This is a genomic window from Pseudomonas sp. 2(2015), from assembly GCF_000955865.1.
In the GTDB taxonomy this organism is placed as follows: domain Bacteria; phylum Pseudomonadota; class Gammaproteobacteria; order Pseudomonadales; family Pseudomonadaceae; genus Aquipseudomonas.
In genome coordinates, this window is sequence record NZ_JYOF01000022.1 from 25,780 (window position 1) to 50,481 (window position 24,702).

Annotated in this window: 27 protein-coding genes; 6 read left to right on the forward strand and 21 right to left on the reverse strand. The window is 65.9% G+C overall.

From position 1 onward, the window contains the following. Positions 1–5: 5 nt before the first annotated feature. Positions 6–578: a hypothetical protein gene (locus UB48_RS24470; protein WP_052676573.1), complete on the forward strand. Its 573-nt coding sequence runs from the start codon at positions 6–8 to the stop codon at positions 576–578. Between the two features lie 80 nt (positions 579–658). Continuing rightward, positions 659–988, forward strand: coding sequence for a hypothetical protein (locus UB48_RS24475; protein WP_045201571.1), 330 nt, complete (start codon positions 659–661; stop codon positions 986–988). Here the strand turns inward: UB48_RS24475 and UB48_RS27835 are convergent. From UB48_RS27835 to UB48_RS24485, 3 genes are all read right to left on the reverse strand, one after another. Next, on the reverse strand, positions 985–1,158 hold the full coding sequence (locus tag UB48_RS27835) for a hypothetical protein (RefSeq protein WP_156160246.1): 174 nt from the start codon (positions 1,156–1,158) through the stop codon (positions 985–987). The genes UB48_RS24475 and UB48_RS27835 overlap by 4 nt on opposite strands. A gap of 97 nt (positions 1,159–1,255) precedes the next feature. Next, on the reverse strand, positions 1,256–2,182 hold the full coding sequence (locus UB48_RS24480) for an alpha/beta hydrolase (RefSeq protein WP_045201573.1): 927 nt from the start codon (positions 2,180–2,182) through the stop codon (positions 1,256–1,258). Continuing rightward, positions 2,169–3,005 carry an SDR family NAD(P)-dependent oxidoreductase gene (locus tag UB48_RS24485; protein WP_045201575.1) on the reverse strand — a complete coding sequence of 279 codons (837 nt, stop codon included), beginning with the start codon at positions 3,003–3,005 and terminating at the stop codon, positions 2,169–2,171. Before UB48_RS24485 ends, UB48_RS24480 begins: the two co-directional genes overlap by 14 nt. Before the next feature lie 144 nt (positions 3,006–3,149). Between UB48_RS24485 and UB48_RS24490 the strand changes: the two genes are divergently transcribed. From UB48_RS24490 to nudE, 3 genes are all read left to right on the forward strand, one after another. Continuing rightward, on the forward strand, positions 3,150–4,193 hold the full coding sequence (locus UB48_RS24490; RefSeq protein ID WP_045201577.1) for a Rieske 2Fe-2S domain-containing protein: 1,044 nt from the start codon (positions 3,150–3,152) through the stop codon (positions 4,191–4,193). A gap of 131 nt (positions 4,194–4,324) precedes the next feature. After that, positions 4,325–5,455 (forward strand): helix-turn-helix transcriptional regulator, encoded by a 1,131-nt coding sequence (locus tag UB48_RS24495; RefSeq protein WP_045201580.1) that lies wholly within the window; start codon positions 4,325–4,327, stop codon positions 5,453–5,455. Positions 5,456–5,542: 87 nt separating this feature from the next. Then, on the forward strand, positions 5,543–6,091 hold the full coding sequence (nudE, locus tag UB48_RS24500) for an ADP compounds hydrolase NudE (RefSeq protein ID WP_045201583.1): 549 nt from the start codon (positions 5,543–5,545) through the stop codon (positions 6,089–6,091). Positions 6,092–6,186: 95 nt separating this feature from the next. On the opposite strand, the gene dmpG is transcribed toward nudE, so the two are convergent. The 4 genes from dmpG to UB48_RS24520 are packed head-to-tail and all read right to left on the reverse strand — an operon-like array spanning position 6,187 to position 9,777. Further along, positions 6,187–7,221 (reverse strand): 4-hydroxy-2-oxovalerate aldolase, encoded by a 1,035-nt coding sequence (gene dmpG, locus UB48_RS24505; protein ID WP_045201585.1) that lies wholly within the window; start codon positions 7,219–7,221, stop codon positions 6,187–6,189. 13 nt (positions 7,222–7,234) lie between these two features. Beyond that, positions 7,235–8,143 (reverse strand): acetaldehyde dehydrogenase (acetylating), encoded by a 909-nt coding sequence (locus tag UB48_RS24510; RefSeq protein ID WP_045201586.1) that lies wholly within the window; start codon positions 8,141–8,143, stop codon positions 7,235–7,237. A gap of 18 nt (positions 8,144–8,161) precedes the next feature. Beyond that, complete coding sequence (locus UB48_RS24515; protein WP_045201588.1) at positions 8,162–8,953, reverse strand: fumarylacetoacetate hydrolase family protein; 792 nt, start codon at positions 8,951–8,953, stop codon at positions 8,162–8,164. Continuing rightward, positions 8,950–9,777, reverse strand: coding sequence for an alpha/beta fold hydrolase (locus UB48_RS24520; RefSeq protein ID WP_045201590.1), 828 nt, complete (start codon positions 9,775–9,777; stop codon positions 8,950–8,952). Before UB48_RS24520 ends, UB48_RS24515 begins: the two co-directional genes overlap by 4 nt. A 154-nt stretch (positions 9,778–9,931) precedes the next feature. On the opposite strand from UB48_RS24520, the gene UB48_RS24525 reads away from it, so the two are divergent. Next, a complete protein-coding gene (locus tag UB48_RS24525) occupies positions 9,932–10,705 on the forward strand; it encodes an SDR family oxidoreductase (protein ID WP_045201592.1) in 774 nt (257 codons plus the stop codon). Positions 10,706–10,847: 142 nt separating this feature from the next. Here the strand turns inward: UB48_RS24525 and UB48_RS24530 are convergent, their stop codons facing one another. From UB48_RS24530 to UB48_RS24595, 14 genes are all read right to left on the reverse strand, one after another. Continuing rightward, the gene (locus tag UB48_RS24530) at positions 10,848–12,050 is read right to left on the reverse strand and encodes an acetyl-CoA C-acyltransferase (RefSeq protein ID WP_045201594.1); all 1,203 of its coding nucleotides are present in this window, start codon (positions 12,048–12,050) and stop codon (positions 10,848–10,850) included. A gap of 24 nt (positions 12,051–12,074) precedes the next feature. Then, positions 12,075–12,533: a MaoC family dehydratase gene (locus UB48_RS24535; protein ID WP_045201596.1), complete on the reverse strand. Its 459-nt coding sequence runs from the start codon at positions 12,531–12,533 to the stop codon at positions 12,075–12,077. A gap of 2 nt (positions 12,534–12,535) precedes the next feature. After that, a complete protein-coding gene (locus UB48_RS24540; protein ID WP_045201598.1) occupies positions 12,536–13,318 on the reverse strand; it encodes an SDR family oxidoreductase in 783 nt (260 codons plus the stop codon). 16 nt (positions 13,319–13,334) lie between these two features. After that, positions 13,335–14,522: an acyl-CoA dehydrogenase family protein gene (locus tag UB48_RS24545; protein WP_045201600.1), complete on the reverse strand. Its 1,188-nt coding sequence runs from the start codon at positions 14,520–14,522 to the stop codon at positions 13,335–13,337. After that, positions 14,519–15,691: an acyl-CoA dehydrogenase family protein gene (locus tag UB48_RS24550; protein ID WP_045201602.1), complete on the reverse strand. Its 1,173-nt coding sequence runs from the start codon at positions 15,689–15,691 to the stop codon at positions 14,519–14,521. Before UB48_RS24550 ends, UB48_RS24545 begins: the two co-directional genes overlap by 4 nt. 244 nt (positions 15,692–15,935) lie before the next feature. After that, positions 15,936–16,811 (reverse strand): SDR family oxidoreductase, encoded by an 876-nt coding sequence (locus UB48_RS24555; RefSeq protein ID WP_045201604.1) that lies wholly within the window; start codon positions 16,809–16,811, stop codon positions 15,936–15,938. 30 nt (positions 16,812–16,841) lie between these two features. Then, positions 16,842–17,990: an acetyl-CoA C-acetyltransferase gene (locus UB48_RS24560; RefSeq protein ID WP_045201606.1), complete on the reverse strand. Its 1,149-nt coding sequence runs from the start codon at positions 17,988–17,990 to the stop codon at positions 16,842–16,844. A gap of 24 nt (positions 17,991–18,014) precedes the next feature. Continuing rightward, entirely contained in the window at positions 18,015–19,061 is a 1,047-nt protein-coding gene (locus UB48_RS24565) for an acyl-CoA dehydrogenase family protein (RefSeq protein WP_045201608.1), read from the reverse strand. Positions 19,062–19,071: 10 nt separating this feature from the next. After that, positions 19,072–20,238, reverse strand: coding sequence for an acyl-CoA dehydrogenase family protein (locus UB48_RS24570; RefSeq protein ID WP_045201610.1), 1,167 nt, complete (start codon positions 20,236–20,238; stop codon positions 19,072–19,074). Between the two features lie 10 nt (positions 20,239–20,248). Further along, on the reverse strand, positions 20,249–21,004 hold the full coding sequence (locus UB48_RS24575; RefSeq protein WP_045201612.1) for an enoyl-CoA hydratase family protein: 756 nt from the start codon (positions 21,002–21,004) through the stop codon (positions 20,249–20,251). A gap of 11 nt (positions 21,005–21,015) precedes the next feature. Next, on the reverse strand, positions 21,016–22,083 hold the full coding sequence (locus tag UB48_RS24580) for a nitronate monooxygenase family protein (RefSeq protein WP_045201614.1): 1,068 nt from the start codon (positions 22,081–22,083) through the stop codon (positions 21,016–21,018). Between the two features lie 2 nt (positions 22,084–22,085). Then, entirely contained in the window at positions 22,086–22,958 is an 873-nt protein-coding gene (locus UB48_RS24585) for an enoyl-CoA hydratase (protein ID WP_045201616.1), read from the reverse strand. Positions 22,959–22,997: 39 nt separating this feature from the next. Further along, the gene (locus UB48_RS24590; protein WP_045201618.1) at positions 22,998–23,801 is read right to left on the reverse strand and encodes a CoA-transferase subunit beta; all 804 of its coding nucleotides are present in this window, start codon (positions 23,799–23,801) and stop codon (positions 22,998–23,000) included. Between the two features lie 11 nt (positions 23,802–23,812). Further along, complete coding sequence (locus UB48_RS24595) at positions 23,813–24,694, reverse strand: CoA transferase subunit A (RefSeq protein WP_045201688.1); 882 nt, start codon at positions 24,692–24,694, stop codon at positions 23,813–23,815. Positions 24,695–24,702: the final 8 nt, after the last annotated feature.

A 24,702-nucleotide genomic window follows, 5' to 3' on the forward strand; every position in this document is an offset into this window, starting at 1 on the left:
AGAACATGAAGTTCACCACACGCACCGCAATCATCACCCTTGGCGCCTCTGCTCTCCTGGCGGGCTGCAACAACGAACCTGAGTACAAGGTCACCGGCACCAACGCCAACGAAATAAGCCAGTACAACCAGCAGCGCGAAAGCGCCGCCGCTTACCTGACCAAAGTTCAGGCTTATGTCGCTGAGATCAAGGCCATGGAAGCGCTTCCGGTTGGCCCTGCCCTGCCTGCGCAACACCAGAAGATGCAAGCACTTAAAGTCGAAGGCGACGGAGTTGGTTCAATTGTTTCTCCGCTTTCTCACTGCCGAGCAAGCGGCTACGCAGCCTCGGAATACTGGCAAACCGTAGCAGGCATGATCACGACTCAGCCCCCTTCCGCTGCCCTTGAAAGCTTTGCCAGCGAGGTCCAGCAATGCCAGCAGCAACTGCAAAACCCGCCCAAGGCCATCACCTACATTGAAGGGCCTGCCGATAAGCAACCAGCTTACCCGGGCTGCCTGGAAATCATGGCACTGGGTGAGGAAGACGGCGATACCCGGACATGGAGCTGCCCTACCGAATCCATGCCTTCGACATGAGCCTTTAACGCCCACAGGCGGCGCTCAGACCTCAAACAAGCGCCGTCCACTACAAGAATCAAGGGCTAATCAAATCCAGGATGGAGCACTACAAATCACTGTTACAGGCGCTGTTCTTCTTCGCGCTGACCTTCGGCCTTGGCTATCTGTCGATACGCCGCATGCGCAAGCTGCGCGAGGCCGTCGACAGCGAATTCGAAGCGGCGCTGCGCCGCCTGCACATCGATCACCACGAAGTGCTGCTCGACCGCACCCAGCGCCAGTATCACCCGGAGATGACCCAGGTGCACCGGATACTGCGCGATGACCAAGGCCAGCACTACCTGTACGTGCACATCAGCGGCTCGCCCGGGGTCCTCCAGCCACTGAGCCGCGAGCGGGCGCTGCTGGCCCTGGGCAACAAGGCCTAAGGCATCAGCCTGGCGACGCTCGGCACCGGGATGTAACACGGCTGGAAGCTGGGCTGGCAGTAATAGGCCATGGTCACCGGCGCCGGCAGCGGGCGGGTCAGCAAGGCGCTATAGACAGCGCCAAAGGCGCAGACGGTCAAGGCAAGGCAAATTGTTCTTGTTATTTTCATGGCCATTCCACCACAGGTGAGGAAAAGACGTTGTGCGCTCAAGACTAGAAACTGCTGCGACAACCTGCTTCGTCCAAACGGACTAGGCCGCCGCCATTCAGCCCAGCGCCCGGCGCAGGTCGGCCGCGGCCCCGGCCAAGGCCAGGGCGGCGCCCTCGACAAACGCGCTCATGCTGATAAAGCCATGCACCATGCCCTCGCAACGCTCCAGGCGGGTGGCCACACCTGCTTGTTGCAAACGTTGGGCAAAGGCTTCGCCTTCGTCGCGCAATGGGTCGTACTCGGCGGTGATCAGGGTGGTGGCGGGTAAACCCTCCAGTGACTCGGCGAGCAGCGGCGAGGCCAGTGGCTCCTCGACCTGCTCGGGCTGTTGCAGGTAGCTGCGCCAGAACCAGGCCATCATCGCCCGCGACAACAGATAGCCTTCGCCATACATCTGGTACGACGGGGTGTCGCAGCGGCCATCGGTGACCGGGTAGAACAGGCACTGGTAGCGAATCTGCGGGCCCTGGCGCTCTGCGGCCAGGCGGCTGACGGCGATCGCCAGGTTGGCCCCGGCGCTGTCGCCGGCCACGGCCAGGCGGCTGCCGTCGACGCCCAGGCTGGCGGCATGTTCGACCAGCCAGCAGGTGGCGGCATAGCAATCGAGCGGCGCCGCCGGAAAGCGCGCCTCCGGTGCCAGCCGGTAGGCGACCGACACCACCACCGCGCCAGTGGCGCTGGCCAGTGCCCGGCACAGGTGGTCATGGGTATCGAGGGTGCCGATGACAAAGCCGCCACCGTGGAAGAACACCAGCAGCGCCAGGTTGTCTTGCGCCAGCGGCCGGTACAGGCGGGCATCCAGCTCGCCAGCGGCGCCCGCCACGCGCAGGTCGCGCACTTCGGCCATCTGCGCGCCAGGGATCGGCGGCAACAGGTGGTCGGCATATTGCCGATACTGCACGGCATCGAGCCGGTGGTAGTCGGGCTCCCCCTGGACGCTGAACTGTTCGAGCACGGCGGCGATCTGTTTATCGAGCGGCATGGGCGTCTCCTTCGGCGATCATCTGGAACTGCGGGTTGGTTTCTTCAAGGATGCTGCGCAGGCGCAACTCCAGGGCGGGCTTGAAGTCTTTGTGCGGGAAGATCCAGAAACGCCGCTCGGCCAGCGCGGCAAACACCTGGGCGGCCAGTTCGCGGGGCGTCATGCCCTGACGAATGTGCTCGTCGAGCACGGCGCTGAAAGTGGCGTCGGCCTGCTCGCGGGCCTGGTTGGAGGCCATGATGTCACTGGCCACCGGCCCCGGGCAGAGCACCGACACCGAGACCTGCGCGCCGAGCATGTCCAGCTCGTATTTGAGGGTTTCGGATAACGCCACCACCGCCTGCTTGGTGACGTTGTAGGGCGCCATCAACGGACTGCTGAGCAAGCCGGCGAGCGACGCGGTGTTGATCACCTGGGCCGGGTGGCCCTGCTCGAGCATCAGCGGCACAAAGCTGCGGATGCCATTGATCACCCCTTGCAGGTTGATGGCGAGCATGCGCTGCCACTGCTCGTGGCTGATCTGCCAGCTGTAGCCGGTCTGCATCACCCCGGCATTGTTGAACAGCAGGTCGACCCGCTGAAAATGCGCCAGGGCGACATCACGCAGGCGCTCGACCTGGGCCACATCGCTGACGTCGGTCAGCTGGGCAATGGCCTGCACGCCCTGGCCTTGCAGTTGCGCGCTCAGCGCCTGCAAACCCGGGCCATCGACATCGGCCAGTACCAGCTGCATGCCCAGCCCTGCCGCATGCTCGGCCAGGCCCCGGCCGATCCCGCTGGCGGCGCCGGTAATCACCGCCACCCGCCCCTGCTCATTGCTCATTGCGTTCTCCTGCTGCTGGCTTGATTGCGCCAGTAGAGCCGTCAGCCCACGGCCGGCCATCGTCCGTTCAGACGATGCCTGCTGATACAGGGGCGGCAGAATCACTCGCACAGCACACCCCGTGATACCCCGGAGAACAATAAGATGAGCACCCTGCACCGCATTGAAGCCAAGCTGCTGGAAGACCGTTACGCCCGTGGTTGGCACTGCCTGGGCCTGGCCGCGCACTACCGCGACGGCAAGGCCCACCGCCTGGACGTGTTTGGCACCCGCCTGGTGGCGTTCCAGGGTGAAGACGGCCAGCTGAACATTCTCGACGGCTTTTGCCCGCACATGGGCGCCGACCTGAGCACCGGCTGCATCGAAGGCAACTCGATCCGCTGCCCGTTCCACAGCTGGCGCTGGGGCGCCGATGGCGTGTGCGACGACATTCCCTACGCCAAGCGCATTCCACCGCGGGCCAAGGTCAAGCGCTGGCCGATCATGGAAGAAAACCAGCTGCTGTTCGTCTGGAACGACCCGCAAGGCAACCCGCCGATTGCCGAGCAGGTGATCCCGCGCATCGACGCCTGCTTCAGTGACCAGTGGGCCGCCTGGGAAGTGGCCGAACTGCAGATCGACACCAACTGCCGCGAGCTGATCGACAACGTCGCCGACATGGCCCACTTCGGCACCGTGCATGGCGCGCCGGTGGCCGAGTTCAGCAACGTCTTCGCAGGCCACCTGGCCACCCAGGTCATGCGTGCGCGCAGCGAGCGGCTGTCTGGCGACAGCGAGCTGAGCACGGTGGCCACCTACTTCGGCCCGGCCTACCAGATCACCGAAATGACCGGGGCGATGAACGGCCAGCCGATCCATTCGATCCTGCTCAACTGCCATGTGCCGATCGACCTCAACAGCTTCACCCTGCGCTACGGCGTGCTGGTGAAAAAGATCCCCGGCCTGAGCGAGGAGCAGAACCAGGCCATGGCCAAGGCCTACGTGCAGCAGGCCCAGGCGGCTTTCTACGAAGACGTGGCGATCTGGCACAGCAAGACCCGGGTCGACAATCCGCTGCTGTGCGACGGCGACGGCCCGGTGTACCAGCTGCGGCGCTGGTATGAGCAGTTCTATACCGACGTCGACCTGCTGCCTGCCGAAACCGCCGACAGCAAGCGTTTCGTGGTGCTTGACGGCGAGCGCGCCTGAGCCTTGCCGAGCGCTTTGGACAGGCGTGCGCTACGCCTGTCCGGATGCGTGTACGGAGCGTTGCGTGCACGCGTTAACGCCGACTATTCTCTGCCATCGCCAACGCTAATAATAAAAAATGGTAGTTCCCTATGCAGCCGTGCCTCACCCTCGAGTCATTCAGCGACTTGCTCGGTCACCTCTATCAAGGGCCGATGGAGAACATTCCCTGGGTCACCTTCCTCAACCAGCTCAACCTGCAGCTACAGAGCAAATACGTCACCTTCATTCTGCGCCCGCCCAGCGCCCACGTTGACGGCCTGATGGTCAACACCACCGGCAGTTCGAGCGAAACCACCGCCTCGTACAACAAGCACTTCTTTGCCCTCGACCCGTTCGTCGACCTGCCTAACCGCGAAGTGGTGACCCTCGCCAGCTACGTCTCCAACGACGAGCTGTTGCAATCGGAGTTCTACAAGAACTTCCTTGAACCCGTGGACGTGTTCCATATCCTCGGGGCCGACATCAATACCGGCGACGGCGCCCAATGCCGTATCCGCATCAGCCGCGGGCGCTATGAGCAGGCCTTCGGCGACCAGGAAAAAACCCTGCTGGCGCGCTTCATCCCGCACCTGGAGCGCTCGATCAAACTGCACATGCAGCTCAACCGCATCGAGACCGAACGCAACCTCTACGCCGGCGCCGTCGACCAGCTGGCGGTGGGCACCATCATCCTCGACGAAACCGGCAAGGTGCTGCAGACCAACCAGGTTGCCGAGCGGCTGATCCAGGAAAAGGACGGCATAAAGCTGGTCAACGACGGCCTGCAGGTCGGCACCGCACGCGACACCCAGGAGTTCCGCCGGCTGGTCAAGCAATCACTGCTGTCGCAAAAAAGCAGCAACCCCTCGGTGGTCGAGGCCATGCGCGTACAACGCCCGTCCGGGCGCGCCGACCTTGGCATCATCGTGCGCTCGGTGCCGCTGTCGACCTGGAGCGAAGGCAAGCAATGCCCGACCGTGGTGATCTTCATCAGCGACCCCGAGCAGCAATCCTCGGCGCCGCAGGAGATCGTGCGGGCGCTGTTCGATTTCACCCCGGCCGAAACCCAGCTGGCGATGCTGCTGGCCAACGGCCTGACCCTGGACGAAGCCTCGGAGGAACTGGGCATCAGCCGCAACACTTCGCGGGCGCACCTGCGTTCGACCTTTTCCAAGACCGGCGTGACCCGCCAGACCATGCTCGTGCGCTTGATCTTGCGCAGCGTGGCGACCCTCGGCTGAAGCACCCGCCCTCGTCCGCTTGGACGATGGCGGGTTGCCGGGCACAGCGCACAGTGCAGGTATCCACCCGCCGCCAGGGGCCTGCACATGCGCAACTGTCCGACCATCCTCAAGACCGAACTGCTGGCCCAAAGCAGTCATTTCCAGATCGAAGCCCTGCACCTGCAGTTCAGCAACGGCCAGCGGCGCATCTACGAACGCTTGCGCGGCACCGGCTACCGCTCGGTGATGCTGGTGGCGATGCCCGACCCCGAGCACGTGCTGCTGGTGCGCGAGTACGCGGTGGGCGTAGAGGGCACCATCCTCGGCCTGCCCAAGGGCGGTGCCGAGGCGCATGAAAGCTACCTGCAGGCGGCCCAGCGCGAGCTGTGCGAAGAAGTCGGCCTGAGGGCGGCGCGGCTGACCGAGCTGGGCGAACTGACCTTGGCGCCCGGGCATTTGTGTCATCGTTATCGGGTGGTGCTGGCCCAGGACCTGAGCCCCTGTGCTCTGCAAGGTGACGAGCCGGAGCCGCTGGAATGCATCAAGGTGCCGCTGGCGCAGATCCCGGCACGGGTGGCCAGTGGCGAGTTGCATGAGGCCCGGGCCATTGCCGCGTTGTTCATGGCCATGGGAGCGCTGGCTCAACTGCGATGAGGCCGCTGCACTCGATCGCGGGTCAAGCCCGCTCCCACAGAATTGTGCGGGACCTGTGGGAGCGGGCTTGACCCGCGATGAAGCCAGCGCGCACCTCAGGTCGGCATCACCCCTCGCGCCCGCGACATTGTCAGGGCCAGGTCTTCGATCATGTCTTCCTGACCGCCCACCGTGCCGCGCCGCCCCAGCTCCACCAGCAGGTCGCGGGCAGCAATGCCGTACTTGAGCTCGGCACGCTTGGCAAACAGCAAGAACGAGCTGTACACCCCGGCATAGCCCAGGGTCAGGGCATCGCGGTCAAGGCGGATCGGTTGGTCCATCATCGGCACCACCAGGTCCTCGGCGACGTCCATGATCCGGTACAGGTCAACGCCGCTGCTCACGCCCATGCGCTCCAGCACGGCGACGAACACTTCCAGCGGCGTGTTGCCCGCCCCCGCCCCCAACCCGGCCACCGAGCCATCGATGCGCACGGCGCCAGCCTCGATGGCCGCCAGCGAATTGGCAATCGCCATGCCCAGGTTGTGATGGCCATGAAAACCGACTTCGGTGCTGGCGCTTAAACCTGCCCGCAATACGCCAATCTTCTCGCTGACTTCAGTCGGCAGCATGTAGCCCGCCGAATCGGTGCAGTAGATGCAATTGGCGCCGTAGCTTTCCATCAGCCGCGCCTGTTCCAGCAGCTTTTGCGCGCTGACCCTGTGCGCCATCATCAGAAAGCCGACGGTATCCAGGCCCATCTTCGCCGCCATGCCGATGTGCTGGCCGGAAACATCCGCCTCGGTGCAGTGGGTGGCCACGCGGATGGTCGAGACGCCATGCTCATGGGCCATTTTCAGGTGATCGAGGGTGCCGATCCCCGGCAGCAGCAAGGCCGATACCTTGGCCTGCTTGAGGGTGGGAATTACCGCGGCGAAGTATTCCTCATCGCTGTGGGCGGCAAAGCCGTAGTTCAGCGACGCGCCACCCAGGCCATCGCCATGGGTGATTTCAATCAGCGGCACGCCGGCGGCATCCAGGCCGCTGGCCACCGCGATCATCTGTTCCAGGCTGATCTGGTGACGCTTGGCGTGCATCCCGTCGCGCAGGCTCATGTCGTGCAGACGGACGCTTTTACCTTGCAGATTCATGGCAGTTCTCCACTCAACGGACGGGCAGTTGCAGGGTGCCCTTGTGGGCTTCTTCGGCAAACATCTCGGCGGTGCGCAAACCGGCAGCGGTCATGATGTCGAGGTTGCCGGCAGACTTGGGCAGGAAGTCGCCGAGGCCTTCGACCTCGATGAAGATCGACACCTTGCGGCCATCGAAAATCGGCCCGTTGATCAGGGTGTAGCCGGGCACGTAACGCTGCACCTCCTTGACCATGCTCAACACCGAGGCGCGAATGGCCTCGCGGTCGGGCTCTTCGTCGGTCAGGCAGTGGATGGTGTCGCGCATCATCAGCGGCGGTTCGGCCGGGTTGATGACGATGATCGCCTTGCCACGCCGGGCACCGCCGATCTGCTCGACGGCACCGGCGGTGGTGCGGGTGAACTCGTCGATGTTCTGCCGGGTGCCCGGGCCCACCGAGCCGGACGACACCGTGGCGACGATTTCGCCATAGGCCACCGACTGGATGCGCGACACCGCCGCGACCATGGGGATGGTCGCCTGGCCGCCGCAGGTGACCATGTTGACGTTCATCGCCAGGCTCGCCGCGTGCTGCTTGAGGTTGACCGGCGGCACGCAGAACGGGCCGATGGCCGCCGGCGTGAGGTCGACCATGATCACCCCCAACTCGTTGAGCTTGCGGCTGTTATGCGCATGCACATAGGCCGAGGTGGCATCGAAGGCGATGCGGATATCGTCGTCGAGGACATGTGGCAATAATCCGTCCAGGCCGTCGGCGGTGGTCTTCACCCCCAGCTCGCGAGCGCGCTTGAGGCCTTCGGACTGCGGGTCGACGCCGACCATCCACACCGGTTCGATCCACTCGGAGCGGCACATTTTCATCAGCAAGTCGGTGCCGATGTTGCCCGGCCCGATAATCGCCGCTTTCAGTTTTTTGCTCATTCGCTTGAACCTCGCACGTCACGCACAGAACGACACCCGGGCGCTGCCCAGGCCGTCGATGGTCAGGGCAAACTGGTCGCCGGCCCGTGCAGGCTCCAGCGGCACCAGCGAGCCGGAAAGGATGATTTCCCCGGCCTTGAACGGGATGCCGAAGGCGCCCAGGGTGTTGGCCAGCCAGGCCACCGCGGTCAGCGGGTTGCCTTGCACCGCCGAGCCGAGGCCTTGGCTGATCAGCTCGCCGTTCTTGAACACCTGCATGCGCAGGTTCGGCAGGTCGAGCCGGCGCGGATCGACCTGGCTGTCGCCGAGCACGAACACCCCGCAGGAGGCGTTGTCGGCGACGGTGTCCTGGATGCGGATGCGCCAGTCCTGGATGCGCGAATCGACAATCTCGAAACACGGCATCACGTACTCGGTGGCGGCCAGCACATCGGCCTCGGTGACGCCGGGGCCGACCAGGTCATGCTTGAGCTTGAAGGCGATCTCGCCTTCGGCGCGCGGCTGGATCAGGCGGTTGGCGCCGAGGGAAATCTGCGCGCCATCGGCAAAGGCCATCTGCTCGGTGATAAAACCGAAATCCGGCTGGTGCACATTAAGCATGCGCTGCACCGCCGCCGAGGTGACGCCGATCTTCTTGCCGACGATGCGGTCACCCGCCGCCACCCGCCGCTCGATGCTGTAGAGCGAGATATGGTAGGCATCCTCGATGCTGATGGTCTCCCAGCGCTCGCTCAAGGGCGCCAGGGTGCTGGCGCTGCACAGGGCCTGGTACAGCTCTTCGCCATACTGGCGACGCAATTGCTCGCTCATGCCCGTGCCTCCCCAAGGAACGCCAGGCATTCACGGTTGAACAGCTCGCGGTGCTCGACCATCACCCAGTGTCCGCATTCGCTGAGCAGCACAAAGCGGATCCGCCTGCAGGCTGCAAGCAGGGTCTGCGCGCCGGAGGCCGGGCAGAACTTGTCGTTGATACCCCAAAAACCAAGAATCGGGCATTGCAGTTCAGGCAAGCGTGAGGTCAGGTTCGGCACCTGCATGCTGGTCAGCACGCAGGCCGGTTGCTGGCCCACCACCGCCACGCGCTCGGCCACGGTTTCATCGCTGATCAGCGCCGGGTCGAACAACTGCAGGCTGAGCAGGCGGCGCATGCCGGCGGCATCGTTGAGCTCGCCGTTGGCAAAGGCCGCGCCCATCTTCTGGATGCCTTCCATTTGCAGGTAGTACTGCTCCTTGTCCATCAGCCCGCCAGGGGCCATGAGCACCAGGCGGCTGACCCGCCGCGGCTGGTCCAGCGCCAGCTTGATGGCAATGGCGCCACCCAGGGAATTGCCGACCAGCACGCAGCGCTGGATATCCAGGGCATCGAGCAGGCCGCTGAGGGCGCTGACGAAAAAGTCCAGGCTGTAGACCGTTTGCGGCTTGCTCGAAGCGCCGTAGCCGGGCAGGTCGGGGACGATCACCCGGTAGCCGGCCGCGGCGAATGCCGGGTAGTTCTGTTTGAAGTTGCTGTGCCCGCTGGCACCCGGGCCGCTGCCGTGGATGAACACCACCGCCTCGCCCGTGCCAACGTCCTGGTAATGCAGCTGCAGACCATCGGCCAGCGTTACCACGTGCCCTTGCGCGGATGCGCCCATGAGCTGTCCTCCCGGCTTGTTGTTGTACCGGGATTATTCAGAGCGGCCAGGGCGCCAACATCGTCCGTCAGGACTACTAGTCCCTTCGGACGTTGGCCCCTGCCCGTGCGCTGCCTAGCATCGAGCTCATTACAGTGGCGAACACGAGGCAGGCATGCACGACCCTATGGATTTTCGCGGCAAGGTGGTACTGGTGACCGGTGGTGGCAAGGGTGTGGGCCGCGGCATCAGCCGGCGCTTTCTTGAATGCGGCGCCGAGGTGGTGATCTGCGGGCGCCAGGCGCCTGCGACACTGCCGGCCAGCGGCGGGCGCGAGGCGCTGTTCCTGGCCTGCGATGTGCGTGACATCGAGCAGGCCCAGCAGATGATGACGGCTATAGTCGAGCGCTTCGGGCGCCTCGATGTACTGGTCAACAACGCCGGCGGCGCGCCCTATGCCGAAGCCGCCAGCGCTTCGCCGCGCTTCAGCGAATCGATCATCCGCCTCAACCTGCTGGCGCCGCTGAACCTCAGCCAGCTGGCCAACCGCATCATGCAGGCCCAGGCCGAGGGCGGCAGCATCATCAACATCTGCAGCGTCAGCGCCACCCGCCCTTCCCCCGGCACCGCCGCCTACGGCGCGGCCAAGGCCGGCTTGCTCAACCTGAGCCGCTCGCTGGCGGTGGAGTGGGCACCCAAGGTGCGGGTCAACGCTGTCACCGCCGGGCTGATCCTCACCGAGCAGGCGGCCCTGCACTATGGCGATGAAAGCGACCTGGCCGAGGTGGCCGCGACCATCCCCCTGCAACGCCTGGCCAGCCCCGAAGACATTGGCGACAGTTGCCTGTACCTGGCCTCATCGCTGGCCCGTTATGTCAGTGGCGCCGACATTGCCGTGCATGGCGGTGGCGAGCGCCCGGCGTTCCTCGACGCGGCAAAATCGCCGTAAGCGCTCCCCCTGCGCAAGGCCACACCCTGGCGGGTGTGAGCCTTGCTTGCGCGCTATTGCGGCTCGCGCACGCTGAGGTTGACCTCGCTCCAGTAGGCTTGCATGGTCTGGATCCGGCCGTGCTCATCAAAACGGTTCATTCTCAAGCCACCTCGAACAATGCAGCGGCACCCATGCCGCCGCCAATACACATGCTCACCACCACGTAACGTACGCCGCGTCGCTTGCCCTCGATCAAGGCGTGGCCAACCATGCGCGCCCCCGACATGCCGAACGGGTGACCGATGGCAATCGCCCCGCCATTGACGTTCAGGCGCTGGTTGTCGATGCCTAAGGTATCGCGGCAGTACAGGACCTGGCTGGCGAAGGCTTCGTTGAGTTCCCACAGGCCGATGTCCTCGACTTTCAGGCCGTGGCGCTTGAGCAGTTTGGCAATCGCGTAGACCGGGCCGATGCCCATCTCGTCGGCATTGCAACCGGCCACCGCCAGGCCGCGATAGATGCCCAGCGGCGCCAGGCCGCGCTGCTCGGCGAGCTTGGCGCTCATCAATACCGAGGCCGAAGCGCCGTCAGACAGCTGCGAGGCGTTGCCGGCGGTAATGAAGCGCCCGGCCTCGGTCCACTGCCCGCCCTGCCATACAGGCTCCAGTGCAGCGAGGCTGGCCAGGCTGGTGTCGGCGCGATTGCATTCGTCGTGCAGCAAGGTCACGGTCTCGTAACGGGTCTCGCCGCTGGCCTTGTCGATGATCGCCTTGCGCGTGCTCAGCGGCGTCAGCTCCAGGTCGAACAGGCCCGCGGCTTGCGCCTGGGCAGTGCGCAACTGGCTTTGCAGGGCATAGGCATCCTGCTCGTGACGCGTCACGCCATAGCGCTGGGCGACGATCTCGCCGGTTTCGATCATCGGGATATAGGCCTGCGGGTCGCGCTCAAGCACGGCGCCGGACTGGTTGCGGTAGAGGTTCTTGTGCTTGTTCTGCACCAGCGAGATCGACTCCAGGCCGCCGGCGACGGCGATGTCGATTTCGTTGCAGATAATGCCCTTGGCCGCCAGGGCAATGCTCATCAGCCCCGAGGCGCATTGGCGCTCCACGGCCATCCCGGCTACCGACGGCGGCAGGCCGCCGGCAATCGCACACAAGCGCCCGAGGTTGTAGGCCTGGGTGCCCTGCTGGGCGGCGGCGCCGATGATCACATCGTCGACCTGCCCGGCCTCGATCCCCGCGCGCCGCACGGCCTCGCGCACCACATGGCCGCCGAGGGCCGGAGCTTCGGTGTCGTTGAAGGCACCGCGAAAAGCCTTGCCGATCGGCGTGCGCGCGGTTGAAACAATAACGGCTTCATTCATGTTCACATGCTCCGATGCCTGGACTCAGGCGGGGTAATAACGGCTGATGGTGTCGACCACGCAACCCGGGCGCTGCTGGCCCTCGATCTCGACGCTGACGCGGATCAGCGCCTGCACGCTGCCTTTGACCTGCTCGGCGCTGATCAGCTGGGCGTGGCCGCGCACCCGCGAACCCACCGGCACCACGCTGGGAAACCGCACGCGCTCGCAGCCGTAGTTGACGCCCATGGCGATGCCGCGCACCTCGACGATCTGCGGCAGGAACAGGTTGACCAGCGCCAGGCTCAGGTAACCGTGGGCGATGCAGGCCCCAAACGGGCCGCTGGCGGCGCGTTGCGGGTCGACATGAATCCACTGGTGATCGCCACTGGCCTCGGCGAACAGGTCGATGCGCGCCTGGTCGATGAGCAGCCAGTCGCTGACCCCCAGGACTTCACCGACGGCGTCTTGCAGCGCGTGCGGGGTTTCGAATAGGCGCGTCATGCTCAGGCCCTCTGGCTGGAAACCGACAGCACTTCGCCGGTCATGTACGAGCTGTAGTCGCTGGCCAGGAACATCATCACGTTGGCCACCTCCCAGACTTCGGCGGCGCGGCCGAAGGCTTCGTTGGCCGCCAGTTGCTCGAGCACTGCCTGGGGCGCCGAGCGGGCGAGAAAATCATGCAGGGCAATGCTCGGGCTGACCGCATTGATGCGGATACCGTGACTGGCCGCCTCGACCGCCGCGCAACGGGTCAGGGCCATGACCCCGGCCTTGGCTGCGGCGTAGTGCGACTGCTCCTTCTGGGCCCGCCAGCCAAGCACCGAGGCGTTGTTGACGATCACCCCGGCGCGCCGGGCCATCATCTTCGGCAGCATGGCGCGAGTCATACGCATGGTGCCGGTGAGGGTAACGTCGAGGACCCGCTGCCATTCCTCGTCGGGCATTTCCACCAGCGCCCGCGAGCCACCGAGGCCGGCGTTGTTGATCAGCACGTCGACGCCGTGCAGGTCGCGCTCGGCGCAGCTCACCAGGTGCTGCACCTGGGCTTCGTCGGTGACGTTGCAGAGCACGCCGAAGACCTCGGCAAGCCCGGTGGCCTCGCGGATCTTGCTCACTGCCTCAAGCAGGCGGCCTTGGTGGATATCACTGATCATCAGGGCCCGGCAGCCCTCTTCGGCGGCGCGCAAGGCAGCGGAAAAACCGATCCCGGAACCTGCCGCCGCAGTGATCAGCACGGACTTGCCGCGCAACAGGCCATGGCCCGCTACATAGTTGGGGGTGGACATCGACTAACTCCTTGGGTCAGGGACGCAGGCGCGGTTCTTTGGGCATGCCCAGGGCGCGCTCGGCAATGATGTTGCGCTGGATCTCGTTGCTGCCGCCGTACAGGGTGTCGGCGCGGCTGAACAGGTACAGCGATTGCAGCCGGGTCAGCTGGTAGGGCGCGGCCTCGAGCAGTTCGGCCTCGGGCCCGAGCACGTCCATGGCCAGCTTGCCGAGGTTGGCGTGCCAGCTGGACCAGAACAGCTTGTAGATGGTCGCCTCCTTGCGCAGCGCGCCGTCCTGGGCGCCGGAAAGCATGCGCAGCGAGTTGAAGCGCATGATCCGCAAGCCGCACCAGGCTTCGGCCAGGCGCTGGCGCAGCAGCGGGTAGCGGGCTGCGCCGTTGGCCTTGGCGATGGCGATGATCTCGTTCAGTTCGTTGGCAAACTGCATCTGCTGGCCGAGGGTCGAAACCCCGCGCTCAAAGCCGAGCAAGGCCATGGCGATCTTCCAGCCATCGCCAGGCGACCCGATGAGGTTGGCGGCGTCGGTGCGGGCGTTGTCGAAGAACACTTCGTTGAATTCCGAAGTGCCGGTCATCTGCTCGATCGGCCGCACGCTGATGCCGGCCTGGGCCATCGGCACCAGCAGGAACGACAGGCCGCGATGGCCGACGCTGCCAGGCTCGGTACGGGCGATCACAAAGCACCAGTCCGACTCATGGGCCAGCGAAGTCCAGACCTTCTGGCCGTTGATCACCCAGCTGCCGCCCTCAAGGCTGGCGCGGGTCTTGACGTTGGCAAGGTCAGAGCCTGCACCCGGTTCCGAGTAGCCCTGGCACCAGAACTGCGTGCCGCTGACGATAGCGGGCAGCAGGCGGCGCTTTTGCTCGTCGTTGCCGAAGGCGGCGATGGTCGGCCCGGCCAGGCCTTCGCCGATATGGCCCATGCGCCCGGGGCCGCCAGCACGGGCGTATTCTTCGTGGAAGATCACCTGCTGGCTGATCGACAGGCCCCGGCCACCATGCTCCGGCGCCCAGCCAACGCAAGTCCAGCGGCCCTCGGCCAGCTTGCGCTCCCAGGCTTTGCGCTGCTGCGGGAACATGTGCTCATCACCCGGGCCGCCGCGAAAACGCAGGGGCTCGAACTCGCCGCAGAGGTTGGCGGCCAGCCAGCCGGCGACCTCCTGGCGAAACTGCTCGTCCTGTTCACTGAAACTGAGCTTCATGGTTGCTCTCCGATGATCAGCGTGGCGATCTGCTGCAGATGCCAGGCCGGCGCGCCGAGGTAGCTCTCGCTGGCGCGGGCACGCTTGAAATACAGGTGCGGGTCGTATTCCCAGGTAAAGCCGACGCCGCCATGCAGCTGGATCGACTCCGCCGCACAGTGAAAATAGCTGTGCGAGCACTGCGCCTTGGCCAGGGCGGCGGCCAGCGGCAGCTCGGCGGCCACCTGCGGGTCGCCGTCGGGGTCGAGCACTTCCTGGGCGACACAGGCGGCGTAGTAACTGGCCGAGCGCGCGCATTCGACCTGCAGCATCATGTCGGCGGCGCGGTGCTTTAGCGCCTGGAAGCTGGCGATCGGGCGGCCGAACTGCTGGCGCTCCTGCATGTAGGCAACGCTCAGGTCGAGCACCTGCTGGGCGCCGCCGACCTGCTCGGCGGCAAGCCCGATGCAGGCCAGTTGCAGCACCTTGTGCAAGGTCGGCCAGGCGTTGCCGACCTCGCCCAGCAGCGCCTCGGGGCCCAGGTACACGCGGTTGAACTCAAGGCGCGCCAGGCGTCGGGTCTGGTCCATGGTCGGCAGCCACTGGCGCTCGATACCGTCACGGTCGGCCTCGACGGCGAACAGGCTGATGCCAGATTCACCGCTGCTGCCGGGCGTGCGCGCGGCGACGATCAACAGCCCGGCGCTGTCGCCATCGATCACCTGGCCGAACAGGCCATCGACGACAAAGCCCTGGCCTTCGGCGCTGGCGCTGGCCTGGATATCCTCCGCGGCCCAGCCGCTGCCGCGGGTGAAGGCCAGGGTGGCGGTAAGACGGCCCTCGGCGATAGGCGCAAGCCAGGTGCTTTTCTGCGCCTGGTTGCCGGCCAGCAGCAAAGCGGGTGTGGCCAGGCAGGCGGTGGCGAAAAACGGCGAACAGAACAGCCGCCGGCCCATCTGTTCGAGCAGGATGTTCAGCTCGACAAAGCCCAGGCCCAGGCCGCCGTAGGCTTCGGGGATGTGGATCGCCGGCCAGTACATCTCAGTGCACAGGCGCTGCCAGAGTGCCGGGTCATAGCCTTTGTCGCTGACCATGGCCGCGCGCACGGCGGCGCAATGGGAGACATCGGCGAGAAAGCCCTCGGCCGAAGTACGGATCATTTCCTGCTCGTCGCTGAATGCAAATTCCATCGCGGCGCCTTTTACTCGTCTGGCGGAAGTACCGGCGAGTGTGGCCAGATGTGCGGGCGACAGAATCGTTTGCCTCGCCTAGTCCGGATGGCCGATGCGCCTGGGGTGCGGCCGATCGCGGGTCAAGTCGGGTCGCCGCACCGCCGCTCCCACAGGATTGGCAGTGCCTTCAAGACGGGTAACGCAAAAAAGCCGCGCCATCCTCACGGATGGCGCGGCCCGCCTAAGCGGCGCACAACCTCAATCAACTGCCATAGACTTTCTGCGCCGGCAGCGCCTCGGCCAGCAGTTGCTGCACCGCCGCACCCACCTCAGCCAGCGCCCAGCGGCCCTGGTTGTCCACCTGGGGCCCGCGCCGCCAGCCATCGGCAATCGACAGCTTGCCACCCTCGACTTCGAACATCTGCCCGGTCACCGCCTGGGACGCCGCCGACCCCAACCACACCACCAGCGGCGCGACGTTCTCCGGGGCAAAGTAGTCAAAGCCCTGCTCCGGGCGCTTCATCACCTCGGCAAACACCGCTTCGGTCATGCCGGTACGCGCCGCCGGGGCCAGGGCGTTGGCGGTAATGCCGTAGCGCCCAAGCTCCGCCGCCTGCACCAGGGTCAGCGAGGCGATCCCGCCCTTGGCCGCGGTATAGTTGGCCTGGCCAATCGAGCCCTGCAAACCGGCGCCGGAGCTGGTGTTGATGATCCGCGCAGTGAGCCTGGCGCCGCCCTTGGCCTGCTCGCGCCAATAGCGCACGGCATGGCTGGCCAGGCAGAAGTGGCCCTTGAGGTGCACGGCCATCACCGCATCCCAGTCGGCCTCGGTGAGGCTGGCGAACATGCGGTCGCGGCAGATGCCGGCGTTGTTGACCAGCACATCCAGGCCACCAAAGGTCTCGATGGCCTGGCGCACGATCAGCCCGGCGTCGTCATAGCGGGTGATGTCGTCGCTGTTGGCCACGGCCACGCCGCCTGCCGCCTGGATCTGTTCGACCACGGCCTGGGCCGCATCGCGGTTGATGTCGTTGACCAGCACTTTCGCGCCTTCGCTGGCAAAAGCCTGGGCATAGGCGCGGCCGAGCCCGCCGCCGGCGCCGGTGATGATCACTACGCGGTTCTCGCAGCTGTGCATTGTCGCTCTCCCCTGTGTGGTTGCTGGCGCCTAAAGGCGCTCGATAATGGTCACGTTGGCCTGGCCGCCGCCTTCGCACATGGTCTGCAGGCCATAGCGCCCGCCACTGCGCTCCAGCTCATGGAGCAGGCTGCACATCAGCCGCGTGCCGGTGGCGCCCAGCGGGTGGCCGAGGGCGATGGCGCCGCCGTTGACGTTGGTCTGCGCATGGGGGTAGCCGGTCTCCTTGAGCCAGGCCATGGCCACCGAAGCAAAAGCTTCGTTGATTTCCACCCGGTCGATGTCAGCCAGGGTCATGCCGGCACGCTTGAGCGCATGGGCAGTGGCCGGGATCGGTGCGGTGAGCATCCATACCGGGTCGTCGCCGCGCACGCTGAGGTGATGGATGCGCGCCCGCGGCGTCAGGCCGTAGCGCTTCAAGGCCGCCTCCGAGACGATCAACAGCGCACTGGCGGCGTCGCAGGTCTGGCTCGACACCGCCGCCGTGACCCGCTCGCAGCCAAACAGGTATTCCAGCTCGGCCATTTTCGCCAGGCTGGTGTGGCGCGGGGTTTCGTCGTGCTCGACCCCTGCCAGCGGCACGATCTCGCGCTCGAAGTACCCCTGCTCGATGGCATGCAGGGCCCGCCGATGGGACTCCAGCGCATAGACTTCCAGCTCGGCGCGGCTCAGCCGCCAGTGTTCGGCAATCATCTGCGCCGCGCGAAACTGGGTCGGTGGCTGCGCGCCGTAACGCCGCACCCAGCCTGTCGAGCCGCTGAACGGGTCGCTAAAGCCCAGGGGTTCGGCGGCGGTCATGGCCGAGGAAATCGGGATCTGGGTCATGGTTTGCACGCCACCGGCGATCACCACGTCCTGGGTGCCGCTCATCACCGCCTGCGCGGCAAAGTGCACGGCCTGCTGGGACGAGCCGCACTGGCGGTCGATGGTGGTGCCGGGCACCACTTGCGAAAGGCCGGCCGCCAGCCAGCTGGTACGGGCGATGTCGCCGGCCAGCGGGCCGATGGTGTCGACACAGCCGAAGATCACGTCGTCGTAGTCGTCTTCGGGAATGCCGTTGCGCTCGACCAGCGCGCGCAGCACATGGGCGCCCAGGTCGGCGGCGTGGATCTGGCTCAGGCCGCCCTTGCGCCGCCCGGTGGGGGTGCGCAGGGCGTCGACGATATAGGCTTCAGGCATGCTCTACCTCAACAGGAAACAGGATCAGAAGGTGCTGCCGGCGCCAATCGCCAGGCCGCTTTCGAACAGCGCGGTACGCACCCGCGCCTTGTGCAGGCCGCGGTCGCCCCAGCATTTGTCCAGGGCCCAGGCACGCTTCATGAACAGCTGCAGGTCGACCTCCCAGGTGTAACCCATGGCGCCATGCACCTGAATGGCGTTCTTCGCCGCCAGCGCCGCTGCTTCGGCGCAGGCGAGCTTGGCGTGCGACACTTGCACGGCCTGGCCCGGCAGGTTGTGGGCGACGGCATGGGCGGCGCGGTACAGCGGGCCCTTGGCGAATTCGATGTGCACCGCGACGTTGGCCATCAGGTGCTTGACCGCCTGGAACGAGCCCACCGGCTTGCCGAACTGCTTGCGCTCGAAGCTGTAGTCCACCGCCAGGTCGACCATGCGCTTGGCCAGCCCCAGCAGTTGCGCAGCATTGCCCAGGGCGCCGCGGTTGAAGGCATCAGCCCACAGCTGCCGCCCTGGCTCAGCGCTGGCAACACAAGTAGACGCACTCGGCGTCCACTGCACCTGGAACAACTGGCGGCTGGGGTCGACCGACACATTGCGGGTCAGGCTGACTGCGCTGCGCTCCACGGCATGCACCTCGTCGCCATGGGCCAGCAACAGCAGCCCGGCCACATGCGCATCGCTGACCAGCGGGTTGCCCGGCTCGGCCACCGCCAGGCGCGCCTGGCCCTCGGCAACCTGCGCCAGCCAATGCTGGCGGCGCGGCGCGTCGACACCCGCGAGCAGCGGCACGCCCACCAGCATGGTCTCGACCAGCGGTTCGGGCAGCCCGGCGTAACCGCACTCCTGGGCCAGGAGGATGAAATCCAGCGCGTTCATGCCCATGCCACCGCAGGTTTGCGGCACGGTGATGGCGCTCAGGCCCAGGTCTACCAGTTGCCCCCACAGCGCATCGCAGCGCCCGCTGTCGCTTTGCCACAGTTCACGCAGGCGTTCCGGGGGCACTTCGTTGAGCAAAAAACTGCGCACGTTGTCCTGGAACAGCAATTGATCGCTGCTGAAACTAAAGTCCATGGTCTGCTCCTCAGGCGCGGGGCATGCCGAGCATGCGCTCGGCGATGATGTTGCGCTGGATCTCGTTGGTGCCGGCATAGATCGGCCCGGCCTGGGCAAACAGGAAGCCATCCAGCCACTGGCCGACATCGCCGGCGGCTGGTGCCTCGGGCAGCAGTTCGGCGCGCAGGCCAAGGATGCTCAGGGCGGTTTCGTGCATGCGCTGGTCGAGCTCCGACCAGAAGATCTTGTTGGTCGAGGATTCCGGGCCGATCTTGCCGCCCTTGCCCAGTTTCGAGGCGCTCATGTAGGTCGCCAGGGTGTAGGCCTCGGCGTCCAGCCAGGCGCGCATCACCGCCTCGGCAATCGCCGGGTCGCGGTCGGCAGCTTCACGGTTGTCCAGGTACAACTGCACCAGGCGCCGGGCGGTTTCCTGGAAGCGCGCCGGCGAGCGCAGCATCAATCCGCGCTCGAAACCTGCGGTGGACATCGCCACGTGCCAGCCCATGCCCTCGCCGCCCAGGGCGTTCTCTACCGGCACCTTGACGTCGTCGAAGAAGATCTCGGCAAAGCCCGGCAAGCCATTGAGCTGTGCAATTGGCCGTACGCTGATGCCGGGGCTGTCGAGCGGCAACAGGATGAAGGTCAGGCCGTGGTGGCGCTGGGAATCGGGGTCGGTGCGAAAGATGCCGAACAGCCAGTCGGCCCAGACCGCGCGGGTCGACCAGGTTTTCTGGCCGTTGATCACATAGTGGTCGCCAACCCGCTCGGCGCGGGAGCGGATCGCCGCCATGTCGGAACCTGCGCCCGGCTCCGACCAGCCCTGGGCCCAGATGTCCTGGCCGGTGGCCATGCGCGGCAGAAAGCGCGCTTTCTGCGCTTCGCTGCCGTATTCCATCAGGGTCGGGCCGAGCAGAAAGATGCCGTTCTGGTTGACCCGTGCCGGCGCACCGGCGCGGTAGTACTCTTCTTCGAAAATCAGCCATTCGATCAGGTCGCAACCGCGCCCGCCGAGTTCGGTCGGCCAGGTGACCATGCCCCAGCGGCCTTCATTGAGGCGGGCCTCCCAGGCCCGGTGCTGGGCAAAACCGAGTTCGGTGTCGAACGATTGCAACGCTTGCGCCGGTACGTTGGCCGCGAGCCAGGCCCGGGCCTCGGCACGCAAGGCCTGTTGCGCCGGTGTGTAAGTCAGGTCCATCGCAGTACCTTCAGCCGTTGAAGTGGGCATCGCGTTTCTCGACGAACGAGTCACGCGCTTCCTGGGAATCCTGGGTGCGGTAGGCTTCGAGGGTGAAGCCCTGCTCCCAGCGGTATTTGTCTTCGAGATTGCCGTCCTCGATGCCGTTGAGCGCCTCCTTGGCCAGGGCGATCATCGCCGGGCTCTTGGCGGCAATGCTGCGGGCGATCTGCAGCGCGGTGTCGCGCAACGCCTCACGCTTGACCACCCGCTCGACGGCGCCCAGGCGGTAGGCCTCGGCGGCATCGATCATCTCGCCGGTGAAGTACATGTGACGGACCTTCTGCACCGGGAACAGGCGCTGCAGGTGGGCACCGCCACCCATGGCGCCACGGTCCACCTCGGGCACGCCAAAGCGTGCGCAGTCGGCGGCGACGACGATGTCGGCAGCGCCGCAGATACCGATGCCGCCACCGAGGACAAAGCCGTGCACGGCAACGATCACCGGTTTCGGGTTGCGGTGGATGGCCTTGAAGCTGTCGTAGTTGCCCTTGTTGACCGCGACGATCAGGTTGCCGTCGGCGGCCAGTTCCTTGATATCGACCCCGGCGCAAAAACCACGGCCTTCGGCGCGGATGACGATCACCCGCACCTGCGCATCGCAGCCCAGCGCTTCAATGGCGCTGGCGATTGCCGCCCAGCCCTGGCAGTCGAAAGCATTCACCGGTGGCCGGTCGAAGACCAGCTCGGCAATGCCGTTGTCGATACTGACGCTAAATGTGCTCATGCCCTTCCCCTTCATGAAATACGGCGGCTCAGTTCGCCCAGGCGCGCTTGCGCGTCACCGACGATCTGCGCGATCAGTTCGGCGCAGCTGGGCAGGCTGTGAATGTTCGCTGCCACTTGCCCGGCCGGCAGTACGCCCTCGGCGGGTAAGCCGTCGACCATGGCCTTCTGGATCACCATCGGCGCGTTGGCGGCCATCAGTGCCTGCGCCGCGCTCAGCTCGCCGCTGCCGCGCATCTTCAGCGCGCTGGCGAGCAACTGCGCCAGGCTGGTGCCGCTGTGGCGGCGGTAGGCCAGGCCACTTTTGAGCGCCAGTAACCAGCGCTTGAGGCCACCGCTGGCTTCCAGCGCATCGAGCAGTTCGTTGCGGATCATCCGTTGCGGCATGCCGTCGATGGCGCGGCTTACGATCACTGCCGCCGGGTCGTTGACTGCCAGGTAGCGGGCCAGGGTCGCACTCGGCACCGGGCTTTCGGCGCTCATCAAAAAGCGTGTGCCCATGGCGATGCCGGCGGCGCCATAGGCCAGGGCGGCGACCAGGCCCTGACCGTCCTTGAAGCCGCCAGCGGCGACCACCGGCACCTTGAGCGCCTCGACCACCTGGCCGAGCAGCAGCGAAGTCGGCACCGCGCCGGTATGCCCGCCGCCCTCGCCGCCCTGGATGGTCACCGCGTCGGCGCCCATTTCCACCGCCTTTTGCGCATGCTTGAGGGCGCCAACGGTGGGGATGCAGACCACGCCGGCATCTTTCAGCCGGGCGATCATCTGCTTGCCCGGCGAACGGCTGTAGCTGACCGCCTTGACCTTGTGCCGAAGCACCAGCTCGACGATGTCGGCGGCATTGGCCTGGTACATGTGAAAATTGACCCCGAACGGCTGGTCGCTAAGGCGCCGGGTTTCGACGATCGCCGCTTCCATGCGCGCCGGCTCGATGGTCGCGCCGGCAAGAAAACCGAAGCCGCCGGCGTTACCGGTGGCCGCCACCAGGCGCGGTTCGGCGACCCAGCCCATGGCGGTCTGGATGATCGGGTAGCGACAGCCCAACAGTTCGGTGAGCGGCGTTTGCAGGCAGACCGTCATGCTTACACCCCCTCCGGCTTGCGCTGGGCACTGGCCATGGCGCGGGCGTCGTAACCACCCAGGCGGTCGCCGGACACCAGCTCGTTGTGGGCGTGAGCGAAGTGATGCAGGCCAAAGACCATGTCCATGGTCGCGCGCTTGCCCATCAAATCCTCGGCGTTGTTCACCGCCTGCTTGCTCAGCTGCAGGCCCAGGCGCGGCATTTGCGCGATGCGCTCGGCGATGGCCAGGGTTTCCGGCTCCAGGGCCTCGCGCGCCACCACCCGGTTGACCATGCCCATCTGGTAGGCCCGCGGCGCCGGCATCGGCGTGCCCATGAACAGGAATTCCTTGGCGATCCGCGGGTTGAGCTCATGCACGTGGGCAAAGTATTCGACCCCGGGGATGCCCATGCGCACCACCGGATCAGTGAAGTAGGCATCCTCGCTGGCGACGATCAGGTCACAGACCCAGGCCAGCATCAGGCCGCCGGCAATGCACGCGCCCTGGACCATGGCGATGGTCGGCTTGGGCATCTCGCGCCAGCGCCGGCACATGCCCAGGTACACCTCCTGCTCGCGGGCATAGAGAAACTCGCCGCCCGGTTTGTCGACGTGGTCGTACCACAGGCTGACGCGCTCGAAGCTCTGGTTGACGTCGCGCTCCGGGGTGCCGATGTCGTGACCGGCGGAAAAATGCCGGCCGGCCCCGCACAGCACGATGACCTTGACCGCGTCGTCGGCGCAGGCCCGGCGAAACGCCGCGTCCAGCGCGTAGGTCATGCGCGAGTTCTGCGCATTGTGGTACTGCGGGCGGTTCATGGTGACCATGGCCACCGCGCCACGGACCTCGTACAGCACCACCTCGGCCTGGTTGTTATTGTTCTGTTCGCTCATCGATTGCTACTCCGGCAAGGCGTACTGCCCGGGCCTGGCTCAACGCAGGTTGCGCTGGCCGGCGGGGTTGTCTTTCAACTGGCTGGCCCGCAGGTTGTGCGGATCGAGGCGCCGGATCAGCTGCAACTGCGCCTCGCTGGGCGCGGCAGTAACCGGGCAATCGGCGTCCACCTGCAAGGCGAAGCCGGTGTTGTCCTGCACCTCATCGGCACTCACCCCCGGGTGCAGCGAGCGGATCCGCACCTGGTGCTGCGGGCCGTGGAAATCGAGCACGCACAGGTCAGTGACGATCAGGCGGATATCCACCTCGTCCAGCGCCCAGCCACGGGCCAGGCGCGCGGGGTTGTAGCCGATCGAGGAGACCATATCGACCTCGCCTTCGACGAACACCCGGCGGTTGTGGCTGGGCACGAAGAACGAGTTGGCATGGCTGATCGAGTTGCCCGGCAGGCCGCGCACCCCGAGCATCTGCGCCTTGGGCCGGGCGTAGTCGCCGATGCACGAGAGGTTGGCCTGGCCGAAGCGGTCGATCTGGATCGGGCCGACCAGGGCATGGCGCTTGCCGCCCCAGACGTTGTCGAAAATCCGTGCAAAACCCATCCAGCTGTCGCGCTTGGGTTGATAGCCGTTGCGTGCGCCGAGAGGCACAGGTTCCGCGACCATGTAGGCTTCGGAATCGGTCATCAGCAACTGCGGGTTGCTGGTCAGCATGCTCAGGGAGGCGGCCAGGCGCGGGATCACCCCGATGCCGGTGGCCAGGACTTCACCGTCGTCGCGCCAGGCCTCGGAGGCGGCGCAGATCATCAGTTCGGCGAGGCTGTACGTCGTAGCTGGCGTGGTCATAGAAAACTCGCTTAGAAAACCGGCAGGGGAAGCTGGCGGATGGCGCCCAGGCCACCGACCTGTTCCAGGTACTGCTCGTGGGAGCAGGCGACAAATTGCTCGACATAGGTCTGCCAGCCCTCCTCGGCCTGGGCCGAGGCGGTGTAGGCCTTGAAATGCGGCACATCGAAACCGTACAGCGGCGCGCATGACGAGGGGTGCGCACCGCCCGGCACATGGGCCACGGCGGTGGTCAGGTTGCGCTCCCAGAACACCTGGTGCGCGCGCTCCGGCGCACTATGGAAGTAGTCGCTGTCGACCAGCTGATCGCAGGTCACGTAGCTGTGGCGGGCGGCGCGCACGAACAGGTCGTCCATGTAGTGGTCGGGGCCGCTGATCTGGCAGACCCCGCGGGCATCGGCACGGTCGACGTGAATCAGCGCCGCGTCGAGGTCAAGCGCCGGCATCGCCACCCAGTCCTTGCCGTCGGCATAGGGCGAGGCCACCAGTTTGATCTGCGGATTGTGGCGCAGCACATCGGTGCCCAGGCCAACCGCCGTGGGAATGAACGGCACGCCCATGGCCGCCGCGCGCAGGCCAAGCAGGAGCATGCCTTCGTCGATCTCCATGACCTCGATGGCGGCGTCCTGGCGGGCCTTGCGAAAGTACGGCTCGAGCGGAATGAAATCGAGCGAGACGAAGGCGAATACCAGCTTCTTCACCTTGCCCGCGGCGCAAAGCATGCCGACATCGGCACCGCCGTAGGCGACCACGGTCAGGTCCTTGAGGTCGGAACGCAGGATCTCGCGGATCAGCGCCATGGGCTTGCGCCGCGGGCCCCAGCCCCCGATGCCGAGGGTCATGCCGTCGCGCAGCTGGCCGACCATCTGCGCCGTGGTCATTTGTTTGTCCATCATCGTTG

Excerpts from the sequence above, each read along its gene's own strand:
- UB48_RS24470 (WP_052676573.1), top strand. The coding sequence starts at position 6 with ATGAAGTTCACCACACGCACCGCAATCATCACCCTTGGCGCCTCTGCT.
- UB48_RS24475 (WP_045201571.1), top strand. The coding sequence starts at position 659 with ATGGAGCACTACAAATCACTGTTACAGGCGCTGTTCTTCTTCGCGCTG.
- UB48_RS27835 (WP_156160246.1), bottom strand. The coding sequence starts at position 1,158 with ATGAAAATAACAAGAACAATTTGCCTTGCCTTGACCGTCTGCGCCTTT.
- UB48_RS24480 (WP_045201573.1), bottom strand. The coding sequence starts at position 2,182 with ATGCCGCTCGATAAACAGATCGCCGCCGTGCTCGAACAGTTCAGCGTC.
- UB48_RS24485 (WP_045201575.1), bottom strand. The coding sequence starts at position 3,005 with ATGAGCAATGAGCAGGGGCGGGTGGCGGTGATTACCGGCGCCGCCAGC.
- UB48_RS24490 (WP_045201577.1), top strand. The coding sequence starts at position 3,150 with ATGAGCACCCTGCACCGCATTGAAGCCAAGCTGCTGGAAGACCGTTAC.
- UB48_RS24495 (WP_045201580.1), top strand. The coding sequence starts at position 4,325 with ATGCAGCCGTGCCTCACCCTCGAGTCATTCAGCGACTTGCTCGGTCAC.
- nudE (WP_045201583.1), top strand. The coding sequence starts at position 5,543 with ATGCGCAACTGTCCGACCATCCTCAAGACCGAACTGCTGGCCCAAAGC.
- dmpG (WP_045201585.1), bottom strand. The coding sequence starts at position 7,221 with ATGAATCTGCAAGGTAAAAGCGTCCGTCTGCACGACATGAGCCTGCGC.
- UB48_RS24510 (WP_045201586.1), bottom strand. The coding sequence starts at position 8,143 with ATGAGCAAAAAACTGAAAGCGGCGATTATCGGGCCGGGCAACATCGGC.
- UB48_RS24515 (WP_045201588.1), bottom strand. The coding sequence starts at position 8,953 with ATGAGCGAGCAATTGCGTCGCCAGTATGGCGAAGAGCTGTACCAGGCC.
- UB48_RS24520 (WP_045201590.1), bottom strand. The coding sequence starts at position 9,777 with ATGGGCGCATCCGCGCAAGGGCACGTGGTAACGCTGGCCGATGGTCTG.
- UB48_RS24525 (WP_045201592.1), top strand. The coding sequence starts at position 9,932 with ATGCACGACCCTATGGATTTTCGCGGCAAGGTGGTACTGGTGACCGGT.
- UB48_RS24530 (WP_045201594.1), bottom strand. The coding sequence starts at position 12,050 with ATGAATGAAGCCGTTATTGTTTCAACCGCGCGCACGCCGATCGGCAAG.
- UB48_RS24535 (WP_045201596.1), bottom strand. The coding sequence starts at position 12,533 with ATGACGCGCCTATTCGAAACCCCGCACGCGCTGCAAGACGCCGTCGGT.
- UB48_RS24540 (WP_045201598.1), bottom strand. The coding sequence starts at position 13,318 with ATGTCCACCCCCAACTATGTAGCGGGCCATGGCCTGTTGCGCGGCAAG.
- UB48_RS24545 (WP_045201600.1), bottom strand. The coding sequence starts at position 14,522 with ATGAAGCTCAGTTTCAGTGAACAGGACGAGCAGTTTCGCCAGGAGGTC.
- UB48_RS24550 (WP_045201602.1), bottom strand. The coding sequence starts at position 15,691 with ATGGAATTTGCATTCAGCGACGAGCAGGAAATGATCCGTACTTCGGCC.
- UB48_RS24555 (WP_045201604.1), bottom strand. The coding sequence starts at position 16,811 with ATGCACAGCTGCGAGAACCGCGTAGTGATCATCACCGGCGCCGGCGGC.
- UB48_RS24560 (WP_045201606.1), bottom strand. The coding sequence starts at position 17,990 with ATGCCTGAAGCCTATATCGTCGACGCCCTGCGCACCCCCACCGGGCGG.
- UB48_RS24565 (WP_045201608.1), bottom strand. The coding sequence starts at position 19,061 with ATGGACTTTAGTTTCAGCAGCGATCAATTGCTGTTCCAGGACAACGTG.
- UB48_RS24570 (WP_045201610.1), bottom strand. The coding sequence starts at position 20,238 with ATGGACCTGACTTACACACCGGCGCAACAGGCCTTGCGTGCCGAGGCC.
- UB48_RS24575 (WP_045201612.1), bottom strand. The coding sequence starts at position 21,004 with ATGAGCACATTTAGCGTCAGTATCGACAACGGCATTGCCGAGCTGGTC.
- UB48_RS24580 (WP_045201614.1), bottom strand. The coding sequence starts at position 22,083 with ATGACGGTCTGCCTGCAAACGCCGCTCACCGAACTGTTGGGCTGTCGC.
- UB48_RS24585 (WP_045201616.1), bottom strand. The coding sequence starts at position 22,958 with ATGAGCGAACAGAACAATAACAACCAGGCCGAGGTGGTGCTGTACGAG.
- UB48_RS24590 (WP_045201618.1), bottom strand. The coding sequence starts at position 23,801 with ATGACCACGCCAGCTACGACGTACAGCCTCGCCGAACTGATGATCTGC.
- UB48_RS24595 (WP_045201688.1), bottom strand. The coding sequence starts at position 24,694 with ATGGACAAACAAATGACCACGGCGCAGATGGTCGGCCAGCTGCGCGAC.